The sequence below is a fragment of the Pseudomonas asplenii genome (assembly GCF_001293465.1).
GTDB classification, from domain to species: domain Bacteria; phylum Pseudomonadota; class Gammaproteobacteria; order Pseudomonadales; family Pseudomonadaceae; genus Aquipseudomonas; species Aquipseudomonas fuscovaginae_B.
The window spans coordinates 243648-264399 of sequence record NZ_JSYZ01000002.1; the positions used below are offsets into that span (position 1 = coordinate 243648).

The 20752-nt window shown below is 63.1% G+C and carries 18 protein-coding genes; 4 read left to right on the plus strand and 14 right to left on the minus strand.

The genetic code is table 11. The annotated features are described in order from the left end of the window. Positions 1 to 86 precede the first annotated feature (86 nt). Positions 87 to 377, minus strand: coding sequence for a DUF3509 domain-containing protein (locus tag PF66_RS03155; protein ID WP_054061872.1), 291 nt, complete (start codon positions 375 to 377; stop codon positions 87 to 89). Positions 378 to 704: 327 nt separating this feature from the next. Between PF66_RS03155 and PF66_RS03160 the strand changes: the two genes are divergently transcribed. After that, on the plus strand, positions 705 to 1349 hold the full coding sequence (locus PF66_RS03160) for a response regulator (RefSeq protein ID WP_081006000.1): 645 nt from the start codon (positions 705 to 707) through the stop codon (positions 1347 to 1349). Positions 1350 to 1351: 2 nt separating this feature from the next. Here the strand turns inward: PF66_RS03160 and PF66_RS03165 are convergent, their stop codons facing one another. The 11 genes from PF66_RS03165 to ffh form a co-directional block, all read right to left on the minus strand. Next, a complete protein-coding gene (locus tag PF66_RS03165; RefSeq protein WP_054061873.1) occupies positions 1352 to 2590 on the minus strand; it encodes an EAL domain-containing response regulator in 1239 nt (412 codons plus the stop codon). Positions 2591 to 2677: 87 nt separating this feature from the next. Continuing rightward, positions 2678 to 6199 carry an ATP-binding protein gene (locus PF66_RS03170; protein WP_054061948.1) on the minus strand — a complete coding sequence of 1174 codons (3522 nt, stop codon included), beginning with the start codon at positions 6197 to 6199 and terminating at the stop codon, positions 2678 to 2680. Between the two features lie 199 nt (positions 6200 to 6398). Continuing rightward, positions 6399 to 7808: a threonine synthase gene (gene thrC, locus PF66_RS03175; RefSeq protein ID WP_054061874.1), complete on the minus strand. Its 1410-nt coding sequence runs from the start codon at positions 7806 to 7808 to the stop codon at positions 6399 to 6401. Between the two features lie 31 nt (positions 7809 to 7839). Continuing rightward, positions 7840 to 9144, minus strand: a complete 1305-nt coding sequence (locus PF66_RS03180; RefSeq protein ID WP_054059192.1) for a homoserine dehydrogenase — start codon at positions 9142 to 9144, stop codon at positions 7840 to 7842. A gap of 140 nt (positions 9145 to 9284) precedes the next feature. Next, positions 9285 to 10016, minus strand: a complete 732-nt coding sequence (locus PF66_RS03185; protein WP_054059193.1) for a DsbC family protein — start codon at positions 10014 to 10016, stop codon at positions 9285 to 9287. A gap of 129 nt (positions 10017 to 10145) precedes the next feature. Continuing rightward, positions 10146 to 11042, minus strand: a complete 897-nt coding sequence (gene xerD / locus PF66_RS03190; protein ID WP_054059194.1) for a site-specific tyrosine recombinase XerD — start codon at positions 11040 to 11042, stop codon at positions 10146 to 10148. 111 nt (positions 11043 to 11153) lie between these two features. Further along, the gene (gene rplS / locus PF66_RS03195) at positions 11154 to 11504 is read right to left on the minus strand and encodes a 50S ribosomal protein L19 (protein WP_017904968.1); all 351 of its coding nucleotides are present in this window, start codon (positions 11502 to 11504) and stop codon (positions 11154 to 11156) included. 45 nt (positions 11505 to 11549) lie between these two features. Continuing rightward, a complete protein-coding gene (gene trmD, locus PF66_RS03200; protein ID WP_054061875.1) occupies positions 11550 to 12302 on the minus strand; it encodes a tRNA (guanosine(37)-N1)-methyltransferase TrmD in 753 nt (250 codons plus the stop codon). Between the two features lie 3 nt (positions 12303 to 12305). Next, positions 12306 to 12842: a ribosome maturation factor RimM gene (rimM, locus tag PF66_RS03205; protein ID WP_054059196.1), complete on the minus strand. Its 537-nt coding sequence runs from the start codon at positions 12840 to 12842 to the stop codon at positions 12306 to 12308. A 5-nt stretch (positions 12843 to 12847) separates the two neighbouring features. Then, positions 12848 to 13099, minus strand: coding sequence for a 30S ribosomal protein S16 (gene rpsP, locus PF66_RS03210; protein ID WP_017904965.1), 252 nt, complete (start codon positions 13097 to 13099; stop codon positions 12848 to 12850). A gap of 250 nt (positions 13100 to 13349) precedes the next feature. Further along, a complete protein-coding gene (ffh, locus tag PF66_RS03215) occupies positions 13350 to 14726 on the minus strand; it encodes a signal recognition particle protein (protein ID WP_054059197.1) in 1377 nt (458 codons plus the stop codon). 188 nt (positions 14727 to 14914) lie between these two features. Here ffh and PF66_RS03220 point away from each other — a divergent pair, with 188 nt between their 5' ends. From PF66_RS03220 to PF66_RS03230, 3 genes are all read left to right on the plus strand, one after another. After that, positions 14915 to 15727, plus strand: coding sequence for a cytochrome C assembly family protein (locus tag PF66_RS03220; protein WP_054059198.1), 813 nt, complete (start codon positions 14915 to 14917; stop codon positions 15725 to 15727). Positions 15728 to 15739: 12 nt separating this feature from the next. After that, complete coding sequence (locus PF66_RS03225; RefSeq protein ID WP_054059199.1) at positions 15740 to 16984, plus strand: transporter associated domain-containing protein; 1245 nt, start codon at positions 15740 to 15742, stop codon at positions 16982 to 16984. Positions 16985 to 17307: 323 nt separating this feature from the next. After that, positions 17308 to 18621: an MFS transporter gene (locus PF66_RS03230; RefSeq protein ID WP_054059200.1), complete on the plus strand. Its 1314-nt coding sequence runs from the start codon at positions 17308 to 17310 to the stop codon at positions 18619 to 18621. Positions 18622 to 18745: 124 nt separating this feature from the next. Here the strand turns inward: PF66_RS03230 and purT are convergent, their stop codons facing one another. Next, complete coding sequence (purT, locus tag PF66_RS03235) at positions 18746 to 19927, minus strand: formate-dependent phosphoribosylglycinamide formyltransferase (RefSeq protein ID WP_054061876.1); 1182 nt, start codon at positions 19925 to 19927, stop codon at positions 18746 to 18748. A 122-nt stretch (positions 19928 to 20049) separates the two neighbouring features. Then, the gene (locus PF66_RS03240) at positions 20050 to 20529 is read right to left on the minus strand and encodes a preQ0 transporter (RefSeq protein ID WP_054059202.1); all 480 of its coding nucleotides are present in this window, start codon (positions 20527 to 20529) and stop codon (positions 20050 to 20052) included. Between the last annotated feature and the right edge of the window lie 223 nt (positions 20530 to 20752).

Sequence of the window (20752 nt, forward strand, 5' to 3'; positions counted from 1 at the left end):
GACAAGCCACAAACACCGGAGCACAATGCCTGCTCTTGCCGTTATAAATTCTGACAGCGACTACGGAAGGAAGGTTCCAAAAAAATCTACCGGCTGGCGCTGCGCGCGCCTCGATGTTCGGCGGCATGACGCAGGGCCGCAATCACGCAGGGCTCCAGGCGCCCTTCAGCAATGCGCAGATCACGATGCAGGCCATCGACCACGTCCGTCAGCAGGCGTTTGTCGGTCAATTGCGCCTGATTGACCTCACGCTCCACCAGAACCGGTCCGGCAACACCACTCACGCTCAGCACGCACTCGCCGTGCCCGCCCGAAGGCGTCAGGGTTACGGCATACGGACTCAGCGCTTCATTGAGCAACAGGCTGATACTTTCCATCTCGATCACCACTCAATAGTCAAAAGCCTAAAGGTCGAAAACAAAGGTGCCTGGAGTCAGTGACCGCCAGTCGGAGAAGAAAGTTCGCCGGGACCTCCCAGGTCCTGCGAACTGATCGACATCTACCGAACATGAACCAGAAAGATGACAAGGAAAAAACAGCGGGGAAAGCGCGGCTAAAATCAGATCAATGGTTTTTAGACTTTTACTACAAGCCGCGTCGGCTTTACTCACAGACACAGGCCAGAACATCTGTTCTTTTTTGCTTAGTTTTCAGCCACATCGCCACTGCGCCACCGGAGAGTTGTCTTGAGCTCGTCGTCACAGATGCCACTACGGATCGTCCTGGCGGATGATCATCCGATATTCCTGATCGGCCTGCGGGCCGTCCTCGAACGAACACCCGCACTACGTGTCGTTGGCGAAGCGAGTACGCCGGGGGAACTCTTCGATCGGCTCGACAGCACCCCCTGCGATGCGCTCGTGACTGACTTCATGATGCCGACGGCGGACCAGAACGACGGCCTGCGGATGATCGAGGCCCTGCTGCGCAACTACCCGGCCCTGCCGCTCGTGGTCGTCACCATGCTCAACAATGCCGGACTGTTCCGCTACATCCTCGATCAGGGGGTCATGGGGCTGCTGAGCAAGGCCAGCCTGGCGAATGAATTGCCCATGGCCATCCAGCATGTGCGCCAGGGCAAGGTGTTCGTGGCCGACTCCGTGCGCCAGACCCTGGCCCTGGCCGGGGAGGTCGGTACGCACCGGTTGGGTGACCCGGAACTGCTTTCACCGCGGGAACTGGAAGTCACCCGTCTGCTGGCGGCGGGCCGTACGGTGGGTGAGATCGCCGCACGCCTGTGCCGCAGCAAGCAGACCGTCAGTGCCCAGAAAATCAGCGCGATGCGCAAGCTGGGCCTACCCAACGATGCCGCGCTGTTTCTGTATCTGCAGGAACAGGGGTTGTCCTAGCTCTAGCCAGGCTGGCGCTCTCGCTCGGGGACGTTGGCGAGCCCTGCCCATTGCAACCAGGGCAGCAGTTCGGCACGACTCATCGGCGCGGCAATGAATCGCCCCTGAACCAACACGTCGCCCAGTTCCCGGGTCAGCCGATATTCCTCGTCGGTTCCAACCCCAGTGATGACCGCACGCAACCCCATGCCCTTGGCCATGCTCAACACCCCGGCGACGATCGAGCGTCTGCGTGAATCCTCGGCCATGCCGCTGACGAAACGCGGGGCGATCTTCAACTCCGAGAAAGGCAACTCAAGCAACCTCTGCAGCCCGGCACCGGCGACCCCAAAGTCACCGATCGACAGCTGGCAGCCGAGCATCCGCAAACGCAACATGCCTTCGGCCTGGGCCGCCTCGCTGGTGCAGTCGGTGCCGTCGATCACCTCCAGGGTCAAGCATTCGGCGGGCAGTTCGAAACGGGCCAGCAGTTCGCCAAGCTGGCCGGCGAAATCCGCCTGTTCCACCATCAACCCCGGGATATTCACCGTCACCGGCAGATACTGGTCGGTTCCCAGATACACCTCCATCGACAGCCCGATGGCCTGCTCGAGCATGTGCCAGGTCAGGGCCTGGGAAAGCCCGGCATACTCGAGCACCGGGATGAAGGTATCGGGCAGCAGCGTGCCCTGCTCCGGGTGTTGCCAGCGGGCCAGCGCCTCGACTCCCTGCACCCGGCCATCGCCACTGACCTTCGGTTGAAAGAAGGCCTCGCAGTACTTGCGGATCGCGCCAGGCCCGGCCCCCGCCTGCAACTCGTCCAGCGACAGCAGTTCACAGACCTGGGCCAACGGCAGACCGGGCCGCTGGCGGCCGAAACGGCGTTGATAGGTTGCCAGCAGCTCACCGAGTATGGCTGCCGTGGCAGGCTTGAGCAGGCAGCCCAGCACATGCAACCCCTGTTGCCGGGCCATGTGGGCGGCGCCCTCGCGCAGTTCCGTGTCAAGGCTGCTGAGAATGATCAGGGCCTGGGCCTCGCGGGTTTCCGCCAGGTGCCGGATCAGTTCCAGGCCATCACCCTCCTCCAACTGCAGATCGCAGATGGCAATGTCCACCGGCCCGCGATTGGTCAGCGACAGGCGCGCACTCTCGACATTTTCGGCAGTGAGCACATCAAAGACGCCATTGGCATTGAGCATCTGATGCAAGGCCATCAGTTGAAAGGGATTGTCTTCAAGAATCAGGATCCTGAGCGAACGCATCGATGATCTCCGCAGGTGGAAGCGGTGGTTATCCGCATCGGCCTTCCACCTTAGCCAGGCTGCCCGGGGTTCCCCATAGGACAAGTCCTAAAGTGCCGGTTTTTCCTGCAGGTTCGGCTCGATGTCGGCGATCATCCGATCGATCACGGCCTTGAGCACCTGCCCGGTCGCGGGCAACTGCTCGGGCTGCCTCAGGCGTACGCAGTGATCCATGTCGACGCAGGCCTGCGCCAGGGCAATCGCATCGACGAGACAGGCGATCCCCTTGAGGCGATGCACGCAGGCCGCCACGCCGTCCCAGTCGTCCAGGCCAAGCCGCGATTGCAGTTCGGCACGCTCGTCGCGCAGGTTTCGCCACAATTCCAGCAGCATGTGCTGGAGCACGCCGGCATCGGCGTGGGTCATGTCGATGAGCGTCTGGATGTCGAAGGAGCTTTCCCGGGGCACGATCTGCGTCAACAGCCGAGTCAGGTCGTCAAGAAGAACCGGCTTGACCAGCAGGTCGTTCATGCCGGCCTGCTGGCAGCGTTGGCGCTCGTCGCTCATGGCATTGGCCGTACAACCGACGATCATGCAGGGTGGCCGTTGCGCCTCGGTCTCCAGCTGGCGCAGGGCCCGTGCCAGTTGATAGCCGCTCATGCCGGGCATGTTGCAATCGCTGATGACCAGGTCGAAATGCCGGCCTTGCCAGGCCTGCAACGCCGCCTGCGCGGTCTGGCAGGCCTCGACGTTCTGCCCGAGAAAGCCGAGCTGCTGTTGCAGCACCAGGCGGTTGGCGGACAGGTCATCGATGATCAGCACGTTCAGGCACGGCAGGCGACACCTTGCGCCGTTCGACGGTGCGGGTAGCACAGGTTGCGTTTCGCGCCTGAACGCCAGCTCGATGTGCACGCGGGTGCCCAGCCCCGGCTGGCTCTCAAGTTCGATGGAGCCGTCCATCAACTCCACCAGTTGCTTGCAGATGCTCAGCCCCAGGCCGGTGCCCTCATGCCCCGCATCGGCATCGCCGTGGGCCTGGACGAAGGGCGAAAACAGCATCGCCTGCTGCTCGGGGCCGATGCCCCGGCCGGAATCCTCGATATCGATACGCAGGCGGTCAGTGCCCGCCACCTGTGCACAGCGCAGGACCCGCACGCGGACGAATCCCCGGCTGGTGAACTTCAGCGCATTGCCGATCAGATTGTGCAGGATCTGCCGCAAACGCAGCGGATCGAGCCAATACAGGCTCGCCAGCAGCGGATCGATACCCAGGCTCAGGACGACGCCCTTGTCCCGGGCCAATGCCTCGAACAGTTGCACGACTCCCTCAAGCAGGTTTCTCAAGTCGGTCGGCTGCGGCACCAGGCGCATGCCACCGGCCTCGATCTTGGCCAGGTCAAGGCTGTCGCCGATCAGCGCGGTCAATTCCCGGGCCGACTGGTAGGCTACCTGCAACCCCTGCGAGAACACCTGCCCACGGGCCAGTGCCTGCTCCCGCTCGACCTCGAGCAGGCCGATGATCGCCGCCATGGGCGTGCGTATCTCATGGCTCATGGTGGCCAGGAACGCACTCTTGGCCTGGCTGGCACGCTCGGCCTGGCGGCGGGCCTCGGTCAGTTGCACCTCGAGCTGCTTTCGCTCGGTGATGTCGATCCAGCCCCCCAACAGCCCCTGCAACTGCGCCCCCGCCGAGTGGAACGGCACCATCCACAGATAGACATCGATGCTGCAATTGAGGAACTCCAGCGTCCGGTCACTGAACACCGGCTGCTGGTTCTCCAGCAACGACAGGAAGTCGTCATGCAGCGCCTGCGCGACCGCCGGCAGCAGCAGGCCCTCCTCGGTGATTCGACGCCCGCGCACCTGCTCCAGCGTCGTCGCCAGGCGTTGCTCATAGCTACGATTGCAACTGATCAGGCGCCCCTGCAGGTCCCGTACGAAGATCGGATCGGGAATGCCGTCGAGCAATGCGCGCTGGAACGCCAGCCGGTCACTGAGCTGCCGTTCGGCCTGGCGGCGCTGGCGAATCTGGACATTCAGGCGACGGTTCCAGATGAGCGAGACCCCGCCCACCACCAGCAGGGCAACAGCCAGCCCATAGGCCCAACGCGGCACCCGTTTCCAGACCGAGGGCGGCGCAGCCACCGGGACGGCACCCAGCCACTTGATGCGCAAGGCCCGCAGCTCTGCGACCGGAAAGGCCTCCAGGGACTTGTTGAGGATGCCGAGCAACTCAGGAGAGCTCTTGGCGACGGAGAAGCTGTCCGCCGACCAGAGCCCTTCCACGCTACGACCGACCTTCAGCCTGCCGGGAGGGTGCAGATAGGCCAGGGTGTCGCTCTGGATGGTTGCCGCCGCCGCACCGCTTTCGACCAGCGCCCTGGCCTCCTCCTGGGTCCGGACACCACGCAGCACCACATCGGGATACTCGCGGCGGATCATGGCCTGCAGTGCATGTTCCTCGGGCAGTGCCAGCACGCGACCGGCCAGTTGGCTGAGCGAGCTCAGCGGGGGCGCATCGACCGGTACGACAAATACCCAGGAACTGCCGCCAAACGCATAGGTGAAATTCAGGAAGGCCTTGCGCTCGGGGCTTTCAGCCAGCGAGCCATTCATCAGGGCCCGACCATCCTTGAGCATCTCCAGGGTCTGGACCGTGGAGAAACTCTCGTCGAAGACGAACTGCAGGCCGGTCATCCGCGAGATCCGCGCCAGCAGATCGGCATTGAGACCGACCCAACGATTGTGGACATCCTTGTAGATATACGGCGGGTACTGCTGGGAAGCCACGCTCACCCGCGGATGGCTGTCGATCCAGGCCTGCTCCGCCGCAGTCAGCTCGACTCGCGGCTGGGCGATGTCCGAGCCGAAACCGGTGGTCCAGCGCGCGAGGATCTCCCGCCGTACCGCTTCGTCCAGGCTATCCAGCACACGCTGGATCAGGGCGCCGAGCAGAGGCTCCGACTTGCGCGTGGCGAATGCGAAACCGATCGGTGGCAAAGCGCTTTGCCCGCGGATCTGCAAGCCCATGTAGGGGCGCAGGGTCTTGTAGGCCCTGACGATGACCTCATTGCCGATGAAGGCGTCGACCTCGCCCTGGAGCAGTGCCTCCAGGGCACTGTAGAGGGTCGGGGCGAGGATGATCCGGCTCTGGGGATAAGTGGCATGCACCACCGCGGCATCGGCGTAGCCTTCGAGCAGGAGTACCTTGCGTCCTCGCAGATCGTCGGGGTTCGGGGTTTCACTGCGACTGACGATCACCGAGCGATCCGGCATGTATTCACTGGAAAAGGCCAGTTCGGGAAAGCCCCGTTCGAAGCCGTTGGCGCTGGTCAGCACATCGATCTGCCCCTCGAGCAGCGCCTCGACGGCCTGGTCCCGCTCGACGAACCCCAGCACTTCCACCTGCACCCCGAGCCGATCGCGGATCAGGGCCACATAGTCGGCACTGATGCCCTGGTAGCGATTGCGGTCGCTGGTGATATCGATGGGTTCATAATCGGCCACCGAGATGCCCACCCGCAGCCTCCGGTCATTGCCCAGCCAGCGCCGCTCATCAGCGCCGAGGGGCAGTCGGGGCAGTTCGACGAACGACGCGGGCAAATTGAAGGGCAAGCCCTGGGCGGCCATCAGCTCGCCCGGCAGACTCGCCAGCATCACCCATGACAGCCACGCCAGAATGGAATAGATCGATCTCCCCGGAAACGCCATGGCGAAGTACCCGCCCCCTTTGATTCGATGGAAATGAAAAACAGGGGGCAAAGTTTGGCATGCAAAAACGATAAAGCCCGCCAAGGGGCGGGCTCTAAAGTGTGACCTTTCTAGTCGGTCAAAGCGGCTTGCCGCGGCTGCCATGCTGGCTGACAAAGGCCTGCATGACTTTAAGGTCATTGGCCAGAACCGTGCAGCGCTCTTCCCTTTCAAACAAATCCGAAAGGTGTGCAGGTAGTTCAAGCGCTTTTCCTACACCCGCTTTCTCAACTGCCTCAGGGAACTTGACCGGATGCGCAGTCCCCAGGATCACCATCGGAGTGTCCAGGCTGCGGCGGCATTCGCGGGCCGCCTTGACGCCGATGGCCGTGTGCGGGTCGAGCACTTCGCCAGTCTGGGCAAAGACTTCGGCAATGGTCTCGCAGGTTTGCGCATCGTCCACCGCCAGGGAGTCGAACAGCTTGCGCGCCTCGGTCCAGCGATCCTGCTCGACACTGAAACCGCCACCCTGCTTGAAGGTGTCCATCAGGCCGGCGATGGCCGCACCATTGCGACCGTGCAGGTCGAACAGCAGGCGCTCGAAGTTCGACGACACCATGATGTCCATGGACGGCGACAGCGTGGCATGCAGGGTTTCCTTGACGTACTGGTTGCCGCTCATGAAGCGGTGCAGGATGTCATTGCGGTTGGTCGCCACGATCAGTTGGTTGATCGGCAGCCCCATGTTGCGCGCCAGGTAGCCGGCGAAGATATCGCCGAAGTTGCCGGTCGGCACCGAGAACGAGACCGAACGCGCCGGGCCGCCCAGTTGCAGCGCCGCGTGGAAGTAGTAGACGATCTGGGCCATGATCCGCGCCCAGTTGATCGAGTTCACCGCCACCAGCCGCGTGCCCTTGAGGAAGCTCTGGTCGGCGAAGCTGTTCTTGACCATCTCCTGGCAGTCGTCGAAGTTGCCTTCGATGGCGATGTTGTGGATGTTCTCACCGAAGATGGTGGTCATCTGCCGGCGCTGCACTTCCGATACCCGGTTGTGCGGGTGCAGGATGAAGATGTCGACGTTTTCGCAGTGCTTGCAGCCTTCGATCGCCGCCGAGCCGGTATCGCCGGACGTCGCGCCGATGATCACCACGCGCTCGCCGCGTTTTGCCAGCACGTAGTCCAGCAGGCGCCCCAGCAATTGCAGGGCGAAATCCTTGAAGGCCAGCGTCGGGCCGTGGAACAGTTCGAGCACCCACTCGTTGCCGTTCAGTTGGCGCAGCGGCGCCACGGCGTTATGGGCGAACACCCCGTAGGTGTCCTCAAGGATCTTCTTGAAGTCCGCATCCGGAATGCTGCCAGTGACGAACGGGCGCATCACCCGGAAGGCCAGTTCGTGGTAGGGCAGGCCAGCCCAGGAAGCGATTTCCTCCTGGGTGAAGCGTGGCAGGTTCTCCGGCACGTACAGGCCGCCATCGCTGGCCAGACCGGCCAGCAGCACGTCTTCGAAGTTCAGCGCGGGTGCCTGGCCGCGGGTACTGATGTAACGCATGAAAAATTCCTCTCCAGTCGGCGATGCCAACTCAGTTCAAATGCTCGACGCGGATCCGCACGACAGGGCCGACCACGCCCTGCAGGGCCTCCAGCGCTGCGATGGCGTCGTTGATGCGTTGTTCCACCACGCGATGGGTCAGCAGGATCATCGGCACCAGGCCGTCCTGCTCCTCGACTTCCTTCTGCATGATCGACTCGATGTTGATCCCGCGTTCCGACAGGATGCTCGCCACCTGGGCCAGTACGCCTGGATGGTCCTTGGCCTGGATACGCAGGTAGTAGGCACTCTCGCAAGCGTCAATGGGCAGGATCGGGTGAGCCGACAGCGAGTCCGGCTGGAAGGCCAGGTGCGGTACACGGTTCTCCGGATCCGAGGTCATGGCCCGCACTACATCGACCAGGTCGGCGATCACCGAGGAGGCCGTCGGCTCCATGCCGGCACCGGCGCCGTAGAACAGGGTCGAACCGGCGGCATCGCCATTGACCATGACCGCGTTCATCACGCCGTTGACGTTGGCGATCAGACGATCGGCCGGGATCAGCGTCGGGTGAACCCGCAGCTCGATACCCGCGGCGGTGCTGCGCGCCACACCCAGGTGCTTGATGCGATAGCCCAGCGCTTCGGCGTAGTTCACGTCGGCGGTGGTCAGCTTGGTGATGCCCTCGGTATAGGCCTTGTCGAATTGCAGCGGGATACCGAAGGCGATGGAGGCCAGGATGGTCAGCTTGTGCGCGGCATCGATACCCTCGACGTCGAAGGTCGGATCGGCCTCGGCGTAGCCCAGGGCCTGGGCCTCGGCCAGCACATCCTCGAAGGTACGCCCCTTCTCGCGCATTTCGGTGAGGATGAAGTTGCCCGTACCGTTGATGATACCGGCCACCCAGTTGATCCGGTTGGCCGACAGGCCTTCGCGGATCGCCTTGATCACCGGGATGCCGCCCGCCACCGCGGCCTCGAAGGCCACGATCACGCCGTTCTCACGGGCCTTGGCGAAAATTTCGTTACCGTGCACGGCGATCAGCGCCTTGTTCGCGGTAACCACGTGCTTGCCGTTCTCGATCGCTTTGAGTACCAGCTCACGGGCAACGGTATAGCCGCCCATCAGCTCTACGACGACGTCGATCTCAGGGTTCGTGGCCACTTCGAAGACATCGTTGGTAATCGCAATACCGGTCGTTTGGAACTGAGGCTTTGGCGTGCGAATGGCAATCTGTGCCACTTCGATCCCACGCCCGGCACGACGAGCAATTTCCTCGGCGTTACGCTGAAGTACGTTGAAGGTGCCGCCACCGACGGTACCTAACCCACAGATGCCTACTTTGACCGGTTTCACTCTTGACTCCCCATGAAACGGCCGACACGAGGTCGGCCGTGAAAAACAGCCGCTGATCCACCAGCGGCCTGCTGTTTGAGACCGGCGGGCCAGAGGCTCGCGGTCGTGCTCGTCTGAAGACGGACTGCGACGAGACCGAATTACTTGGCTGCCAGCGCCAGTTTGGCGACTTGTGCGGCCGGCTGATAGCCTGGAATTACCTGACCGTCGGCCAAAACGATGGCCGGTGTACCATTGACACCGATCGACTGGCCCAGGGCGAACTGCCGGGAAACCGGGTTGGTGCATTTGGCCGCCTTGATTTCCTCGCCTTCGACCATCTTGTCCATCGCCGCGCGCTTGTCGGTCGAGCACCAGACCGCCTGCAACTGCTGGTCACCCGGCGAACCCAGCCCTTGGCGCGGGAACGCCACGTAGCGGACCTCGATGCCCATCTTGTTCAACGCCGGCACTTCGGCGTGCAGCTTGTGGCAATAAGGGCAGGTGGTGTCGGTGAACACGGTGATGTGCGACTTGGTTTCGCCGATGGCTGGATAGACCACGGTTTCCGCCACCGGAATACCGTTGATCAGCTTCGAAATCCCCAGGCGCTCGGTCTTCTCGGTCAGGTTGACCGGCTTGCCATCCTTGAGCTGGAACAGGTAGCCCTGCATGACGAACTGGCCGTCGGCACTCGCGTACAACACACGGCTGCCCTTGAGCTTGACTTCATAGAGGCCACTCAACGGGCTGGCGGTGATGCTCTCCACCGGGGTCTCCAGTTGGAGGCTGTCGAGGCTCTTGCGGATCGCCTGTTCGGCCGCGTCGTCGGCCAGGGCGAAGGTACTGGCCAACGCCAGGGCGGCGGCGGCGAAAATCTGGATCAAGCGCATGGGAACTCCTGATAGCGGGCACGGGGCCAGGCTGGTCTGTCCATTCTGAAACGGAGCGACTGCAAGCGCCCGCATAGCAAACCGCTAGAGCCTAACACATAAGCCCGGCCGGGCCGAAGCCCGTATGGATCAACCGCGCGGGTGATGCCTGGCATGCATGTCCTGCAGGCGGGCACGGGCGACATGGGTGTAGATCTGGGTCGTCGACAGGTCGCTGTGGCCGAGCAGCATCTGTACCACCCGCAGGTCCGCACCATGGTTGAGCAGGTGGGTGGCAAAGGCGTGCCGCAGGGTATGCGGCGACAACGACTTGCTGATCCCGGCGACCTGGGCCTGGTGCTTGATCCGATGCCAGAAGGTCTGGCGGGTCATCTGTTCGCCACGCTGGCTGGGAAACAGCACGTCGCTGGGTCGCCCGCCGAGCAGTTCGCCACGGGCATCGCGCAGGTAGCGCTCGACCCAGACGATCGCCTCCTCGCCCATCGGCACCAGGCGCTCCTTGCTGCCCTTGCCCATCACCCGCAGCACGCCCTGGCGCAGGTTGACCTGCTCCAGCGTCAGGCTGACCAGTTCGGTCACCCGCAGACCGCAGGCGTACAGCACCTCGAGCATGGCGCGGTCGCGCTGGCCGATGGCTTCGCTCAGATCCGGGGCGTTGAGCAGGGCCTCGACGTCGGCTTCCGACAGGGATTTGGGCAGCGGCCTGCCCAACTGCGGCATCTCGACCTGCAGAGTCGGGTCGACGGCAATCAGCTTTTCCCGCAGCAGGTAGCGGTAGAAGCCACGCGCACCGGAGAGAAAACGCGCCGTGGAGCGTGGCTTGTAGGCCTGTTCCACACGCCAGGACAGGTGGTCGAGGATCAGTTCCCGCCCGGCACTGGCCAGTTCCAGGCCCTTTTCCTGCAGCCAGCCATTGAACAGCGCCAGATCGCTCCGATAGGCATCGCGGGTATTGTCCGAGAGGCCTTTTTCCAACCACAGGGCGTCGAGAAACTGGTCGATGAGAGGGTGATCGATGGCTGGCATAAAGACTCGAAACGCGTGACACGGCAAACGAAGTCAGAGTGCCCAAGGATAAAAATCCAGGCAACAAAAAAGCAGCCCGTAGGCTGCTTTTTTCTGCATCGGAAGCTGGACTCAGGCCAGTTTTTCCTTGATGCGAGCTGCTTTACCCGACAGGTCGCGCAGGTAGTACAGCTTGGCTTTACGTACGTCACCGCGACGCTTGACAGCCATGCTGTCGATTTGCGGGCTGTAGGTCTGGAAGGTACGCTCTACGCCAACACCGTTGGAGATTTTACGTACGGTGAACGCGCTGTTCACACCGCGGTTACGCTTGGCAATTACCACGCCTTCGAAGGCCTGCAGACGCGAACGATCGCCTTCCTTCACTTTCACCTGAACGACAATGGTGTCGCCCGGGGCAAAGGCTGGGATCTCTTTGGTCATCTGCTCGGCTTCGAGTTGCAGAATGATTTTGTTGGTCATGCTGTGCTCCTAAGGTAAATCGTCGGATCTACCATCGATACGTTGTTAACTATCGTCCCGCTCGCGGATGTATTCCTCGAGCAGCTTCTTCTCTTCTCCAGAAAGCGAGCGTCTTTCCAGAAGATCGGCGCGTCGTTCCGAGGTCCTGCCAAGGGACTGCTTCAGACGCCAACGCCGGATATGTGCGTGGTTGCCACTGAGCAACACGTCGGGAACACGCTGATCCGCATACACCTCCGGACGGGTGTAGTGCGGGCAATCCAGCAAACCATCCGTGAAGGAATCCTCCTCCGCGGAGTCCGCATGCCCTAAAGCTCCGGGCAGCAGTCGTGTAACCGCATCTATCAGGACCATCGCCGGCAGCTCGCCACCGGACAGGACATAGTCCCCAATCGACCACTCTTCATCGACATGAGCCTCAATGAAACGCTCGTCGATGCCTTCATAACGACCAGCAATGAGGATCAAGGCATCCTCTTTCGCCAGGTCGCGAACCGCCAACTGATTCAGCTGCCGGCCCTGGGGCGACAGGTAGATCACCTTCGCCGCCTCCCCCGCTGCCGCCTTGGCCTGAACCAGGGCATCCTCGAGAGGCTTGATCTTCATCACCATGCCCGGACCACCGCCAAATGGGCGATCATCCACAGTGTGATGTCGATCCGTCGTATAGTCCCGCGGGTTCCAACAGGTCAGTTGCAACAACCCCTGTTTCACCGCACGACTGCTGACGCCGTAGTCGCTGATGGCGGAAAACATCTCGGGAAACAGCGTAATCACTTCTACGCGCAGGCTCGCCATTGCTTAGAAGTCCGCGTCCCAATCCACCTTCATCTCGCCAGCGGCAAGGTCGACAGCCAACACGCATTGCTCGGTATACGGCAACAGGCGTTCGCGATCATCCAGGCTGCCCGGACAAGGCTTGACCACCATGACATCATTCGAGCCGGTTTCGAGCAGGTGATCGATCTTCCCGAGCAGTTGCCCGAGGGTGTCGATGACCTTGAGACCTTCCAGCTGGTACCAGTAGTACTCGCCGTCGGTCAGCTCAGGGAACAGGCTGCTTGGCACGCAGATCTCATAACCGGCCAGAAGACGAGCTTCTTCCCGATCATCGAGACCCTTGAGCTTCGCGACCAGGAACTTTTCGTTCCCGCGTCCACTGACCAGCTCCACCTGTTTCACACTGCCCTCGCGCTTGAGCGTCCAGGTCTTGTAGTTCAACAGGTTCTTGATCGGATCCGTAAAGGAATAGACCTTTACTTCGCCGCGAACGCCATGAACAGAGTAGATCTTGCCGATAACGATCAGATCATCGGTAGAAGCAGGCGTCGCGTTCATATCGCTCAGGCCGCAGCCTTGGCGTTTTCCTTCAGCAACTGAGCAACACGCTCAGAAGGTTGTGCACCAACGCTCAACCAGTAGTTGACGCGCTCTTGGTTCACGGACAGACGAACTTCCTGGCCACGAGCAATCGGGTTGAAGAAACCCACTTGTTCTTTGTGCGAACCGTCACGAGCGTTGCGGCTGTCGGTTACGGTCAGGTGGTAAAACGGGCGCTTCTTGGAGCCGCCAAGGGCAAGACGGATTGTTAGCATGTGAACATCGTTCCTGTAGTCGGTGCTGCAAATCTAAATGCACAGCGGGCATGGGTGCCCGAAAGGCCGCATATTCTAAGGAATATCCGGACTTTTGCCAATGCCTTTTTCCGGCGTCCAGCGCCGTGCAATAGAGACCTGCCATGAAGCCGTTGCGATGAACGGCGGGTCAGCCCCCGCCAATGCGGGTTGGCTGGAGTTCCCCGCATCCCTGCGGGGCAACGCCGACACGACGGCCGGCGCAGATTCCTTACATTTTCGGCATGCCGCCACCCGGCAGCATGCCACCAAGACCGCGCATCATCTTGGCCATGCCGCCCTTGGCGGTGAATTTCTTCATCATCTTCTGCATCTGCTTGTGCTGCTTGATCAAGCGGCCGATGTCCTGCACCTGGGTACCGGAACCCAACGCGATCCGGCGCTTGCGCGAGCCGCTGATCAGCTCGGGATCGCGGCGCTCGGCCGGGGTCATGGAATTGATGATGGCTTCCATCTGCTTGAATTGCTTCTCCGCCGCATTCTGGGCGTTGCCCATCTGCGCCAGGTTCACGCCACCGATGTTCGGCAGCTTGTCCATCAGGCCGCCGAGGCCGCCCATGTTCTTCATCTGTTGCAACTGATCGCGGAAGTCTTCGAGGTCGAAGCCCTTGCCCTTCTTCAGTTTCTTGGCCAGCTTGTCGGCCTTTTCCTTGTCGAGGGTCTGTTCGGCCTGCTCGATCAGGCTGAGCACGTCGCCCATGCCGAGGATTCGCGACGCGATCCGGTCCGGGTGGAAGGGATCGAGCGCTTCGCTCTTTTCACCCATACCGATGAACTTGATCGGCTTGCCGGTAATGGCGCGAACCGACAGCGCGGCACCGCCACGGGCATCACCGTCGACCTTGGTCAGGACCACGCCGGTCAGCGGCAGCGCATCGCCGAAGGCCTTGGCCGTATTGGCCGCGTCCTGGCCGGTCATGGCGTCGACGACGAACAGGGTCTCCACCGGTTTGATGGCCGCGTGCAACTGCTGGATCTCGACCATCATCTCGGCGTCGACGTGCAGGCGGCCGGCGGTGTCGACGATCACCACGTCGATGAACTTCAGCCGCGCTTCCCGGATAGCCGCTTCGGCGATGGCCACCGGCTTCTGGCTGATGTCGGACGGGAAAAAGGTCACGCCGATATCGTTGGCCAGGGTTTCCAGCTGCTTGATCGCGGCCGGGCGGTAGACGTCCGCCGACACCACCATCACGCTTTTCTTCTTGCGCTCCTTGAGGAAGCGCGCCAGCTTGCCGGCGGTGGTGGTCTTGCCCGCGCCCTGCAAACCGGCCATCAGGATGACCGCAGGCGGCACGGCGGCGAGGTTCAGGTCCTCGTTGGCCGCGCCCATCAGGCTTTCGAGTTCGGCCTGGACGATCTTCACGAACGCCTGGCCCGGCGTCAGGCTGCGCGAGACTTCGGTACCGACCGCGCGCTCCTTGACCGAATTGACGAAGTCCTTCACCACCGGCAGGGCGACGTCGGCTTCGAGCAACGCCATGCGCACTTCACGCAGGGTGTCTTTGATATTGTCCTCGGTCAGCTTGGCCTTGCCGGTGACATGGCGCAGCGTCTGCGAGAGACGGTCGGTCAGGTTTTCAAACATGCGCGATCCTTTGAAGCCACTGAGGTAATGGGCCGCCGGCGAACGGAAAAATGCGCCTGGCGAGCCTGCAGCGTGGGCAGATCGCGAATTATAACGAGACTGCGTGCGCGGCACTAGCGCCACGGTCTTTCGTGGACTGGCGGTTATATGCCAAACTCAGCCCCTTTCGGGCTTGCTTCACAGGACTTATGTCTCCTCTGTCACCCAGTTTTCTGACCAGCATTGCCGCAGCTTGCCTGTATGCCGCCGCGGCCCTCTATCAAGGCGCGCGTCTGCGCCAGCGCGCCAAGGCCGACAAGCGCCTGCTGGTCGGGCTCGGCGCCTTCGCCGTACTGGCCCACGCCATCGCCTTGTGCGCCCACCTGGCGACCCCGGTCGGCCTGGGCCTGGATTTCTTCAATGCCGCCAGCCTGATCGCCGTCGCGGTGATTGCCCTGACCCTGGTCGCCTGCCTGCGGATTCCCGTGGAGAACCTGCTGCTCCTTCTGTTCCCGCTGGGACTGCTGACCGTATTGCTCGCGCAGTTCGCGCCATCGGGCACGGTACAGATCATCGACGAAGAGCCGGGCATCCTCGCGCACATCCTGCTGTCGATCCTCGCCTACGGCATGTTCACCATCGCGGTGTTCCAGTCCTTGCTGCTGCTGTTGCAGGACCACCAGTTGAAGAACAAGCACCCCTCGGGCCTGATCCGCAACTTCCCGCCGCTGCAGACCATGGAAAGCCTGCTGTTCGGTTTCCTCTGGGCCGGCTGGACCCTGCTGTCACTGTCGCTGATCTCCGGCTGGCTGTTCGTCGAGAACCTGTTCGCCCAGCACCTGGTGCACAAGACCCTGCTGGCCTGCCTGGCCTGGGTGGTGTTCAGCGTACTGCTGTGGGGGCGCAACCGCCTCGGCTGGCGCGGGCACAAGGCAATCCGCTGGACCCTGGCCGGCTTCTGCCTGCTGATGCTGGCCTATTTCGGCAGCAAGCTGGTTCGCGAATACATCCTGCACATCTGACGGGCCGAGAACATGGACAACCTGCCCGCCGGGCCGATGCTCGCCGTATTGGCCCTGCTGATCCTGTGGTCGGCGCTGTTCACCGCCATCGAGGTCGCCCAGCATCTGCTCACGGCCCAGCGTCCGGCCTCCCGCGCCGGGGACAGGCCAGCGGCCCGCCTGAGTTTCCCGCGTGAAAGCCTGATCCTCTGCAACACCCTGTGCCGCATCGTCGTGGTGATCATCGCCACCCTGCTCTCGCTGCTGCTCTGGGGCAACCACGGCCCCTGGCTGGCCTGCCTGGGCAGTGCCGTCGCCCTGCTGGTGCTGGCCGACTACCTGCCGCGCCTGCTCGCCGCTCGCTACCCCGAAGCCATGCTCGCGGTCGGCAATGCCCTGCTCGGCATCCCCCTGAAGATCGTCTATCCCGCGGCCTGGTTGCTGAACGGCAGCGCCCGCCTGCTGCTCAAGCCCTTCATCAGCAAGGCCGGCGCGGTCAGGCAGAGCGACGAGGACATGCCGCCGGTCGATCTGGAGGAGCCCGGCAAGGAACATTCGACCCGGCCACAGTTGCTGTCCGGGATTCACGCGCTGGACAACATCACGGTCAATGACATCCTGGTGCCGCGCAGCGAAGTGGACGGGATCAACCTGGACGACCCGATCGAAGACATCATCGTGCAGTTGCGCAACAGCAAGCGCACCCGCCTGCCGGTGTTCCACAGTGATATCAACCAGGTCGAAGCGGTGCTCAACACCCGCCAGGTCCGCCATCTGCTGCCCGATGCCAGCCTGACCCTGCCCGCCCTGCTGAGCGCCTGCCATGAGCCCTACTTCGTTCCGGAAAGCACCCCGCTGCAATTGCAGTTGCTGAATTTCCACAAGCAGCAGCGGCGCCTGGGCATGGTCGTGGATGAATACGGCGAAGTGCTGGGCATCGTCACCCTGGAAGACATTCTCGAAGAGATCGTCGGCGAATTCGAAAACGAGCACAGCCTCGACAACCCGCACATCCACCCCCAGGCCGATGGCCGACTGGTGATCGAAGGTGCCGCCTCGATCCGCGAGCTGAACAAGAGCCTGGGCTGGCACCTGCCCTGCGACGGCCCCAAGACCCTCAACGGGCTGGTCACCGAAGCCCTGGAGACCATCCCGGAGAGCGCGGTCTGCCTGAAGATCGGCCGTTATCGCCTGGAGATCCTCGAAACCGAGGACAACAGGGTCAGCCGGGTGCTGGCATGGCATACCAGCGCGCCCCCCACGCCTCCGTCTCCCTGACGAAGCAGCACCTTCACTTATGGCATTCAGCCCGTCTGCCCATGGTGCCGGCGAGAACGCCCTCGCCAGCAAGCCGGCTCCGGCAGGGGCGGGTGCTACACGGGTGAGCGGTGCTCTTGTTCGATGCATGGGCGGCTTCCTATAATCGAATCGGCTTACCCAGCCTCACCGGACCGCCTGCCCACCCGCAACCCGCCCTCCGGCCCTGCACGCTGCAACTCCCCCGGCGCCGGACAGAACCCCGACCGGCCCGGCACAAGCCCTTATCCCTGGGTGTTCACTACTAACAATTCCTACGAGCAAGACTTTCAGGGAACCGCGTAATGACTGCCAGCACCACCCTCGACGCACCATCGACCACACCGCTGAACTCCACTGCCCGGGTCGCGACCGCCAGCTTCATCGGTACCGCCATCGAGTTCTACGACTTCTATGTCTACGCCACCGCCGCTGCGCTGGTGATCGGACCGGTGTTCTTCCCCCAGACCGACAGTACCGCACAGATGCTGTCGGCGTTCCTGACCTTCGGCATCGCCTTTCTCGCCCGCCCGTTGGGCTCGATCCTGTTCGGCCACTTCGGTGACCGGATCGGGCGCAAGTCGACCCTGGTCGCCTCGCTGCTGCTGATGGGCGTGTGCACCACGCTGATCGGCGTGCTGCCCGGCTACTCCAGCATTGGCGCGTGGGCACCGCTGCTGCTGTGCCTGCTGCGCTTCGGCCAGGGCCTCGGGCTCGGCGGGGAATGGGGCGGCGCCGCGTTGCTGGCGACCGAGAACGCCCCCGAGGGCAAACGTGCCTGGTTCGGCATGTTCCCGCAGTTGGGCCCTTCGATCGGCTTCCTCGCGGCCAACGGCCTGTTCCTGATCCTCGCCATGAGCCTCAGCGACGAGCAGTTCCGCTCGTGGGGCTGGCGGATTCCGTTCCTGCTCAGCGCCGTGCTGGTGATCGTCGGCCTCTATGTGCGCCTCAAGCTCGAGGAAACGCCGATCTTCGCCAATGCCGTGGCACGTCACGAACGGGTGAAGATGCCGCTGGTCGAGCTGTTCAGCCGCTACTGGGTACCGGTGCTGCTGGGCTCGGTGGCCATGGTGGTGTGTTACGCGCTGTTCTATATCTCGGCGGTATTCTCACTGAGCTACGGTGTCGCCAACCTCGGCTACAGCCGCGAGACCTTCCTCGGCCTGCTGTGCTTTGCCGTGCTGTTCATGGCGGCAGCCACGCCACTGGCGGCCTGGGCCAGCGACCGCTTCGGACGCAAGCCGGTGCTGATCGTCGGTGCGCTGCTGGCACTGTTGTCCGGCTTCAGCATGGAGCCGCTGCTGGGCCACGGCTCGACCTGGGGCGTCGCGCTGTTCCTGAGCCTGGAGCTGTTCCTGATGGGGGTGACGTTCGCCCCGATGGGTGCGCTGCTGCCGGAGCTTTTTCCCACTCACGTGCGTTATACCGGTGCTTCGGCGGCCTATAACCTGGGCGGTATCGTCGGGGCCTCGGCCGCGCCGTTCTTTGCGCAGAAGCTGGTGACAATGGGTGGTTTGAGCTGGGTCGGCGGGTATGTGTCGGCGGCGGCGGTGCTGAGCCTGATTGCCATTCTGTGCCTGAAGGAGACACGCTACAGCGATCTGGACAAGGTCGGCTGATAGCGGTGGGGTATGGCCGCCGTTGGCGGTTCGCGGCGGTGCGGCGTCCCGAGAAGCCCGGCGCCTACAGGTACGGCGGTGACCTGTAGGCGCCGGGCTTGTGCGCGAATAGGACGACGCGGTTTTAGAGCTCTACAACCACCGCCTGGGCCGCACGGGTCGCCTTGGCCCGCGCCGCTTCGATCGACTCGTCACGCGCCAGGGCCACGCCCATGCGGCGCTGGCCGTTGACTTCCGGCTTGCCGAACAGGCGCAGGGCGGTATCCGGCTCGCTCAGGGCTGCGCCGAGGTTGGCGAAAGCGGTCTGGGTCGACTGGCCCTCGACCAGGATCACGGCCGAGGCCGATGGACCGAACTGACGGATCAACGGGATCGGCAGGCCGAGAATGGCCCGGGCGTGCAGGGCGAACTGCGACAGATCCTGGGAAATCATGGTGACCATGCCGGTGTCATGCGGGCGCGGCGACACTTCGCTGAACCACACCTGGTCGCCCTTGATGAACAGCTCGACGCCGAACATGCCACGGCCGCCCAGGGCCTCGGTGACCGCCTTGGCGACCCGCTCCGACTCGGCCAGCGCCACCGGACTCATGGCCTGCGGCTGCCAGGACTCCTGGTAGTCGCCCTTTTCCTGACGGTGGCCGACCGGCGCGCAGAACGTGGTGCCGCCGATGTGGCGCACGGTCAGCAGGGTGATTTCGTAGTCGAAATCGATGAAGCCCTCGACGATCACCCGGCCCTTGCCGGCACGCCCGCCTTCCTGGGCATAGTCCCAGGCCTTCTGCACGTCATCGACGCTGCGCAGCAGGCTCTGGCCCTTGCCCGAGGAACTCATCACCGGCTTGACCACGCAGGGGAAGCCGAGGTCCTGGACCGCCTTGCTGTAGTCCTCGAAGGTGTCGGCGAAGTGGTACGGCGAGGTCGGCAGCTTCAGCTCTTCGGCGGCCAGGCGACGGATGCCTTCGCGGTTCATGGTCAGTTGTGCGGCACGGGCGGTCGGCACCACGGTGAACCCTTCGGTCTCCAGTTCCACCAGGGTGGCGGTAGCGATGGCCTCGATCTCCGGCACGATGAAGTGCGGCTTCTCGGCTTCGATCACCGCGCGCAGGGCCCCGCCGTCGAGCATGTTGATCACGTGGCTGCGGTGGGCGACCTGCATGGCCGGCGCGTTCGCATAGCGATCGACGGCAATCACCTCGGCACCCAGGCGTTGCAGCTCGATCACCACTTCCTTGCCCAGCTCACCACAGCCACAAAGCAATACGCGAGTCGCGGTCGGCGACAGTGGAGTTCCGATACGGGTCATTTCAGGTCCTCGAGGAAACGGATCATCGAAGGCACCCGCTCACCGGGCACCTGCTGGGAAGAAAGGCGGGCATTTTACATGAACTGCGGCGGTTCGCCTGTATGGCCTGCGCCCCGTTCGGGCTATCCCTTCAGGGCGTCCTGATGAACGGCCTTGCGCTGGCGCCAGGCCATGGCCAGCCAGACCACGGTGACCCCGGCGAACTTGGAGCCCAACGCGGTGAGAATCACCCCGGGCGTCAGGGCATCGATCAGGCCGAAGAAGATGAAGGTATCCAGCGGGATGCTCAGGGCCGAACTGATCCACAGACGGTCGTGCAGAGGGCGTCGGGTGATGGTGAACACCAGCCAGTCGATGCACTCGGACACGGCGAAGGCCGTGGCACTGGCCAGGGCAATGGCCGGGTCGGAGGTGACGTAGGACAACAGCAACGCCACCAGCATGGCGACGATCGCACCATGGCCGAAGCGGGTTTGCACCATGTCCCGGAGCACGAACACCAACCCGCCCCAGGCCGACCAGATGATGTCCAGGTGCGGCGCGCTGGAAAACGCGAAGTTGATCAGCACGACGCTGGCGATGTAGGCGATGAGAAAGAACATGGAATGGACGGATTACCTGTCGATATAGCCGCACAGGGTACTGCAGGAGCCGGCGCCTGGCGATAACCGCGTTGGAGCCGTCGCCGGCATAGGGACACTGCCGCCGGTGCAGATGCTGGACTGGGCGCAAGGCTTACGGGCGTATTCGCGGGCAAGCCCGGCTCCTACAAGGGACGGGCCGCATGCAGAATTGGCGTTTGACGCAAATCCCAGGGACGGGCGT

What these genes read in the sequence shown, in the direction of transcription:
- PF66_RS03155 (WP_054061872.1), bottom strand. Translation starts at nt 377, where the DNA reads ATGGAAAGTATCAGCCTGTTGCTCAATGAAGCGCTGAGTCCGTATGCC.
- PF66_RS03160 (WP_081006000.1), top strand. Translation starts at nt 705, where the DNA reads ATGCCACTACGGATCGTCCTGGCGGATGATCATCCGATATTCCTGATC.
- PF66_RS03165 (WP_054061873.1), bottom strand. Translation starts at nt 2,590, where the DNA reads ATGCGTTCGCTCAGGATCCTGATTCTTGAAGACAATCCCTTTCAACTG.
- PF66_RS03170 (WP_054061948.1), bottom strand. Translation starts at nt 6,199, where the DNA reads ATGGCCGCCCAGGGCTTGCCCTTCAATTTGCCCGCGTCGTTCGTCGAA.
- thrC (WP_054061874.1), bottom strand. Translation starts at nt 7,808, where the DNA reads ATGCGTTACATCAGTACCCGCGGCCAGGCACCCGCGCTGAACTTCGAA.
- PF66_RS03185 (WP_054059193.1), bottom strand. Translation starts at nt 10,016, where the DNA reads ATGCGCTTGATCCAGATTTTCGCCGCCGCCGCCCTGGCGTTGGCCAGT.
- xerD (WP_054059194.1), bottom strand. Translation starts at nt 11,042, where the DNA reads ATGCCAGCCATCGATCACCCTCTCATCGACCAGTTTCTCGACGCCCTG.
- rplS (WP_017904968.1), bottom strand. Translation starts at nt 11,504, where the DNA reads ATGACCAACAAAATCATTCTGCAACTCGAAGCCGAGCAGATGACCAAA.
- trmD (WP_054061875.1), bottom strand. Translation starts at nt 12,302, where the DNA reads ATGGCGAGCCTGCGCGTAGAAGTGATTACGCTGTTTCCCGAGATGTTT.
- rimM (WP_054059196.1), bottom strand. Translation starts at nt 12,842, where the DNA reads ATGAACGCGACGCCTGCTTCTACCGATGATCTGATCGTTATCGGCAAG.
- rpsP (WP_017904965.1), bottom strand. Translation starts at nt 13,099, where the DNA reads ATGCTAACAATCCGTCTTGCCCTTGGCGGCTCCAAGAAGCGCCCGTTT.
- ffh (WP_054059197.1), bottom strand. Translation starts at nt 14,726, where the DNA reads ATGTTTGAAAACCTGACCGACCGTCTCTCGCAGACGCTGCGCCATGTC.
- PF66_RS03220 (WP_054059198.1), top strand. Translation starts at nt 14,915, where the DNA reads ATGTCTCCTCTGTCACCCAGTTTTCTGACCAGCATTGCCGCAGCTTGC.
- PF66_RS03225 (WP_054059199.1), top strand. Translation starts at nt 15,740, where the DNA reads ATGGACAACCTGCCCGCCGGGCCGATGCTCGCCGTATTGGCCCTGCTG.
- PF66_RS03230 (WP_054059200.1), top strand. Translation starts at nt 17,308, where the DNA reads ATGACTGCCAGCACCACCCTCGACGCACCATCGACCACACCGCTGAAC.
- purT (WP_054061876.1), bottom strand. Translation starts at nt 19,927, where the DNA reads ATGACCCGTATCGGAACTCCACTGTCGCCGACCGCGACTCGCGTATTG.
- PF66_RS03240 (WP_054059202.1), bottom strand. Translation starts at nt 20,529, where the DNA reads ATGTTCTTTCTCATCGCCTACATCGCCAGCGTCGTGCTGATCAACTTC.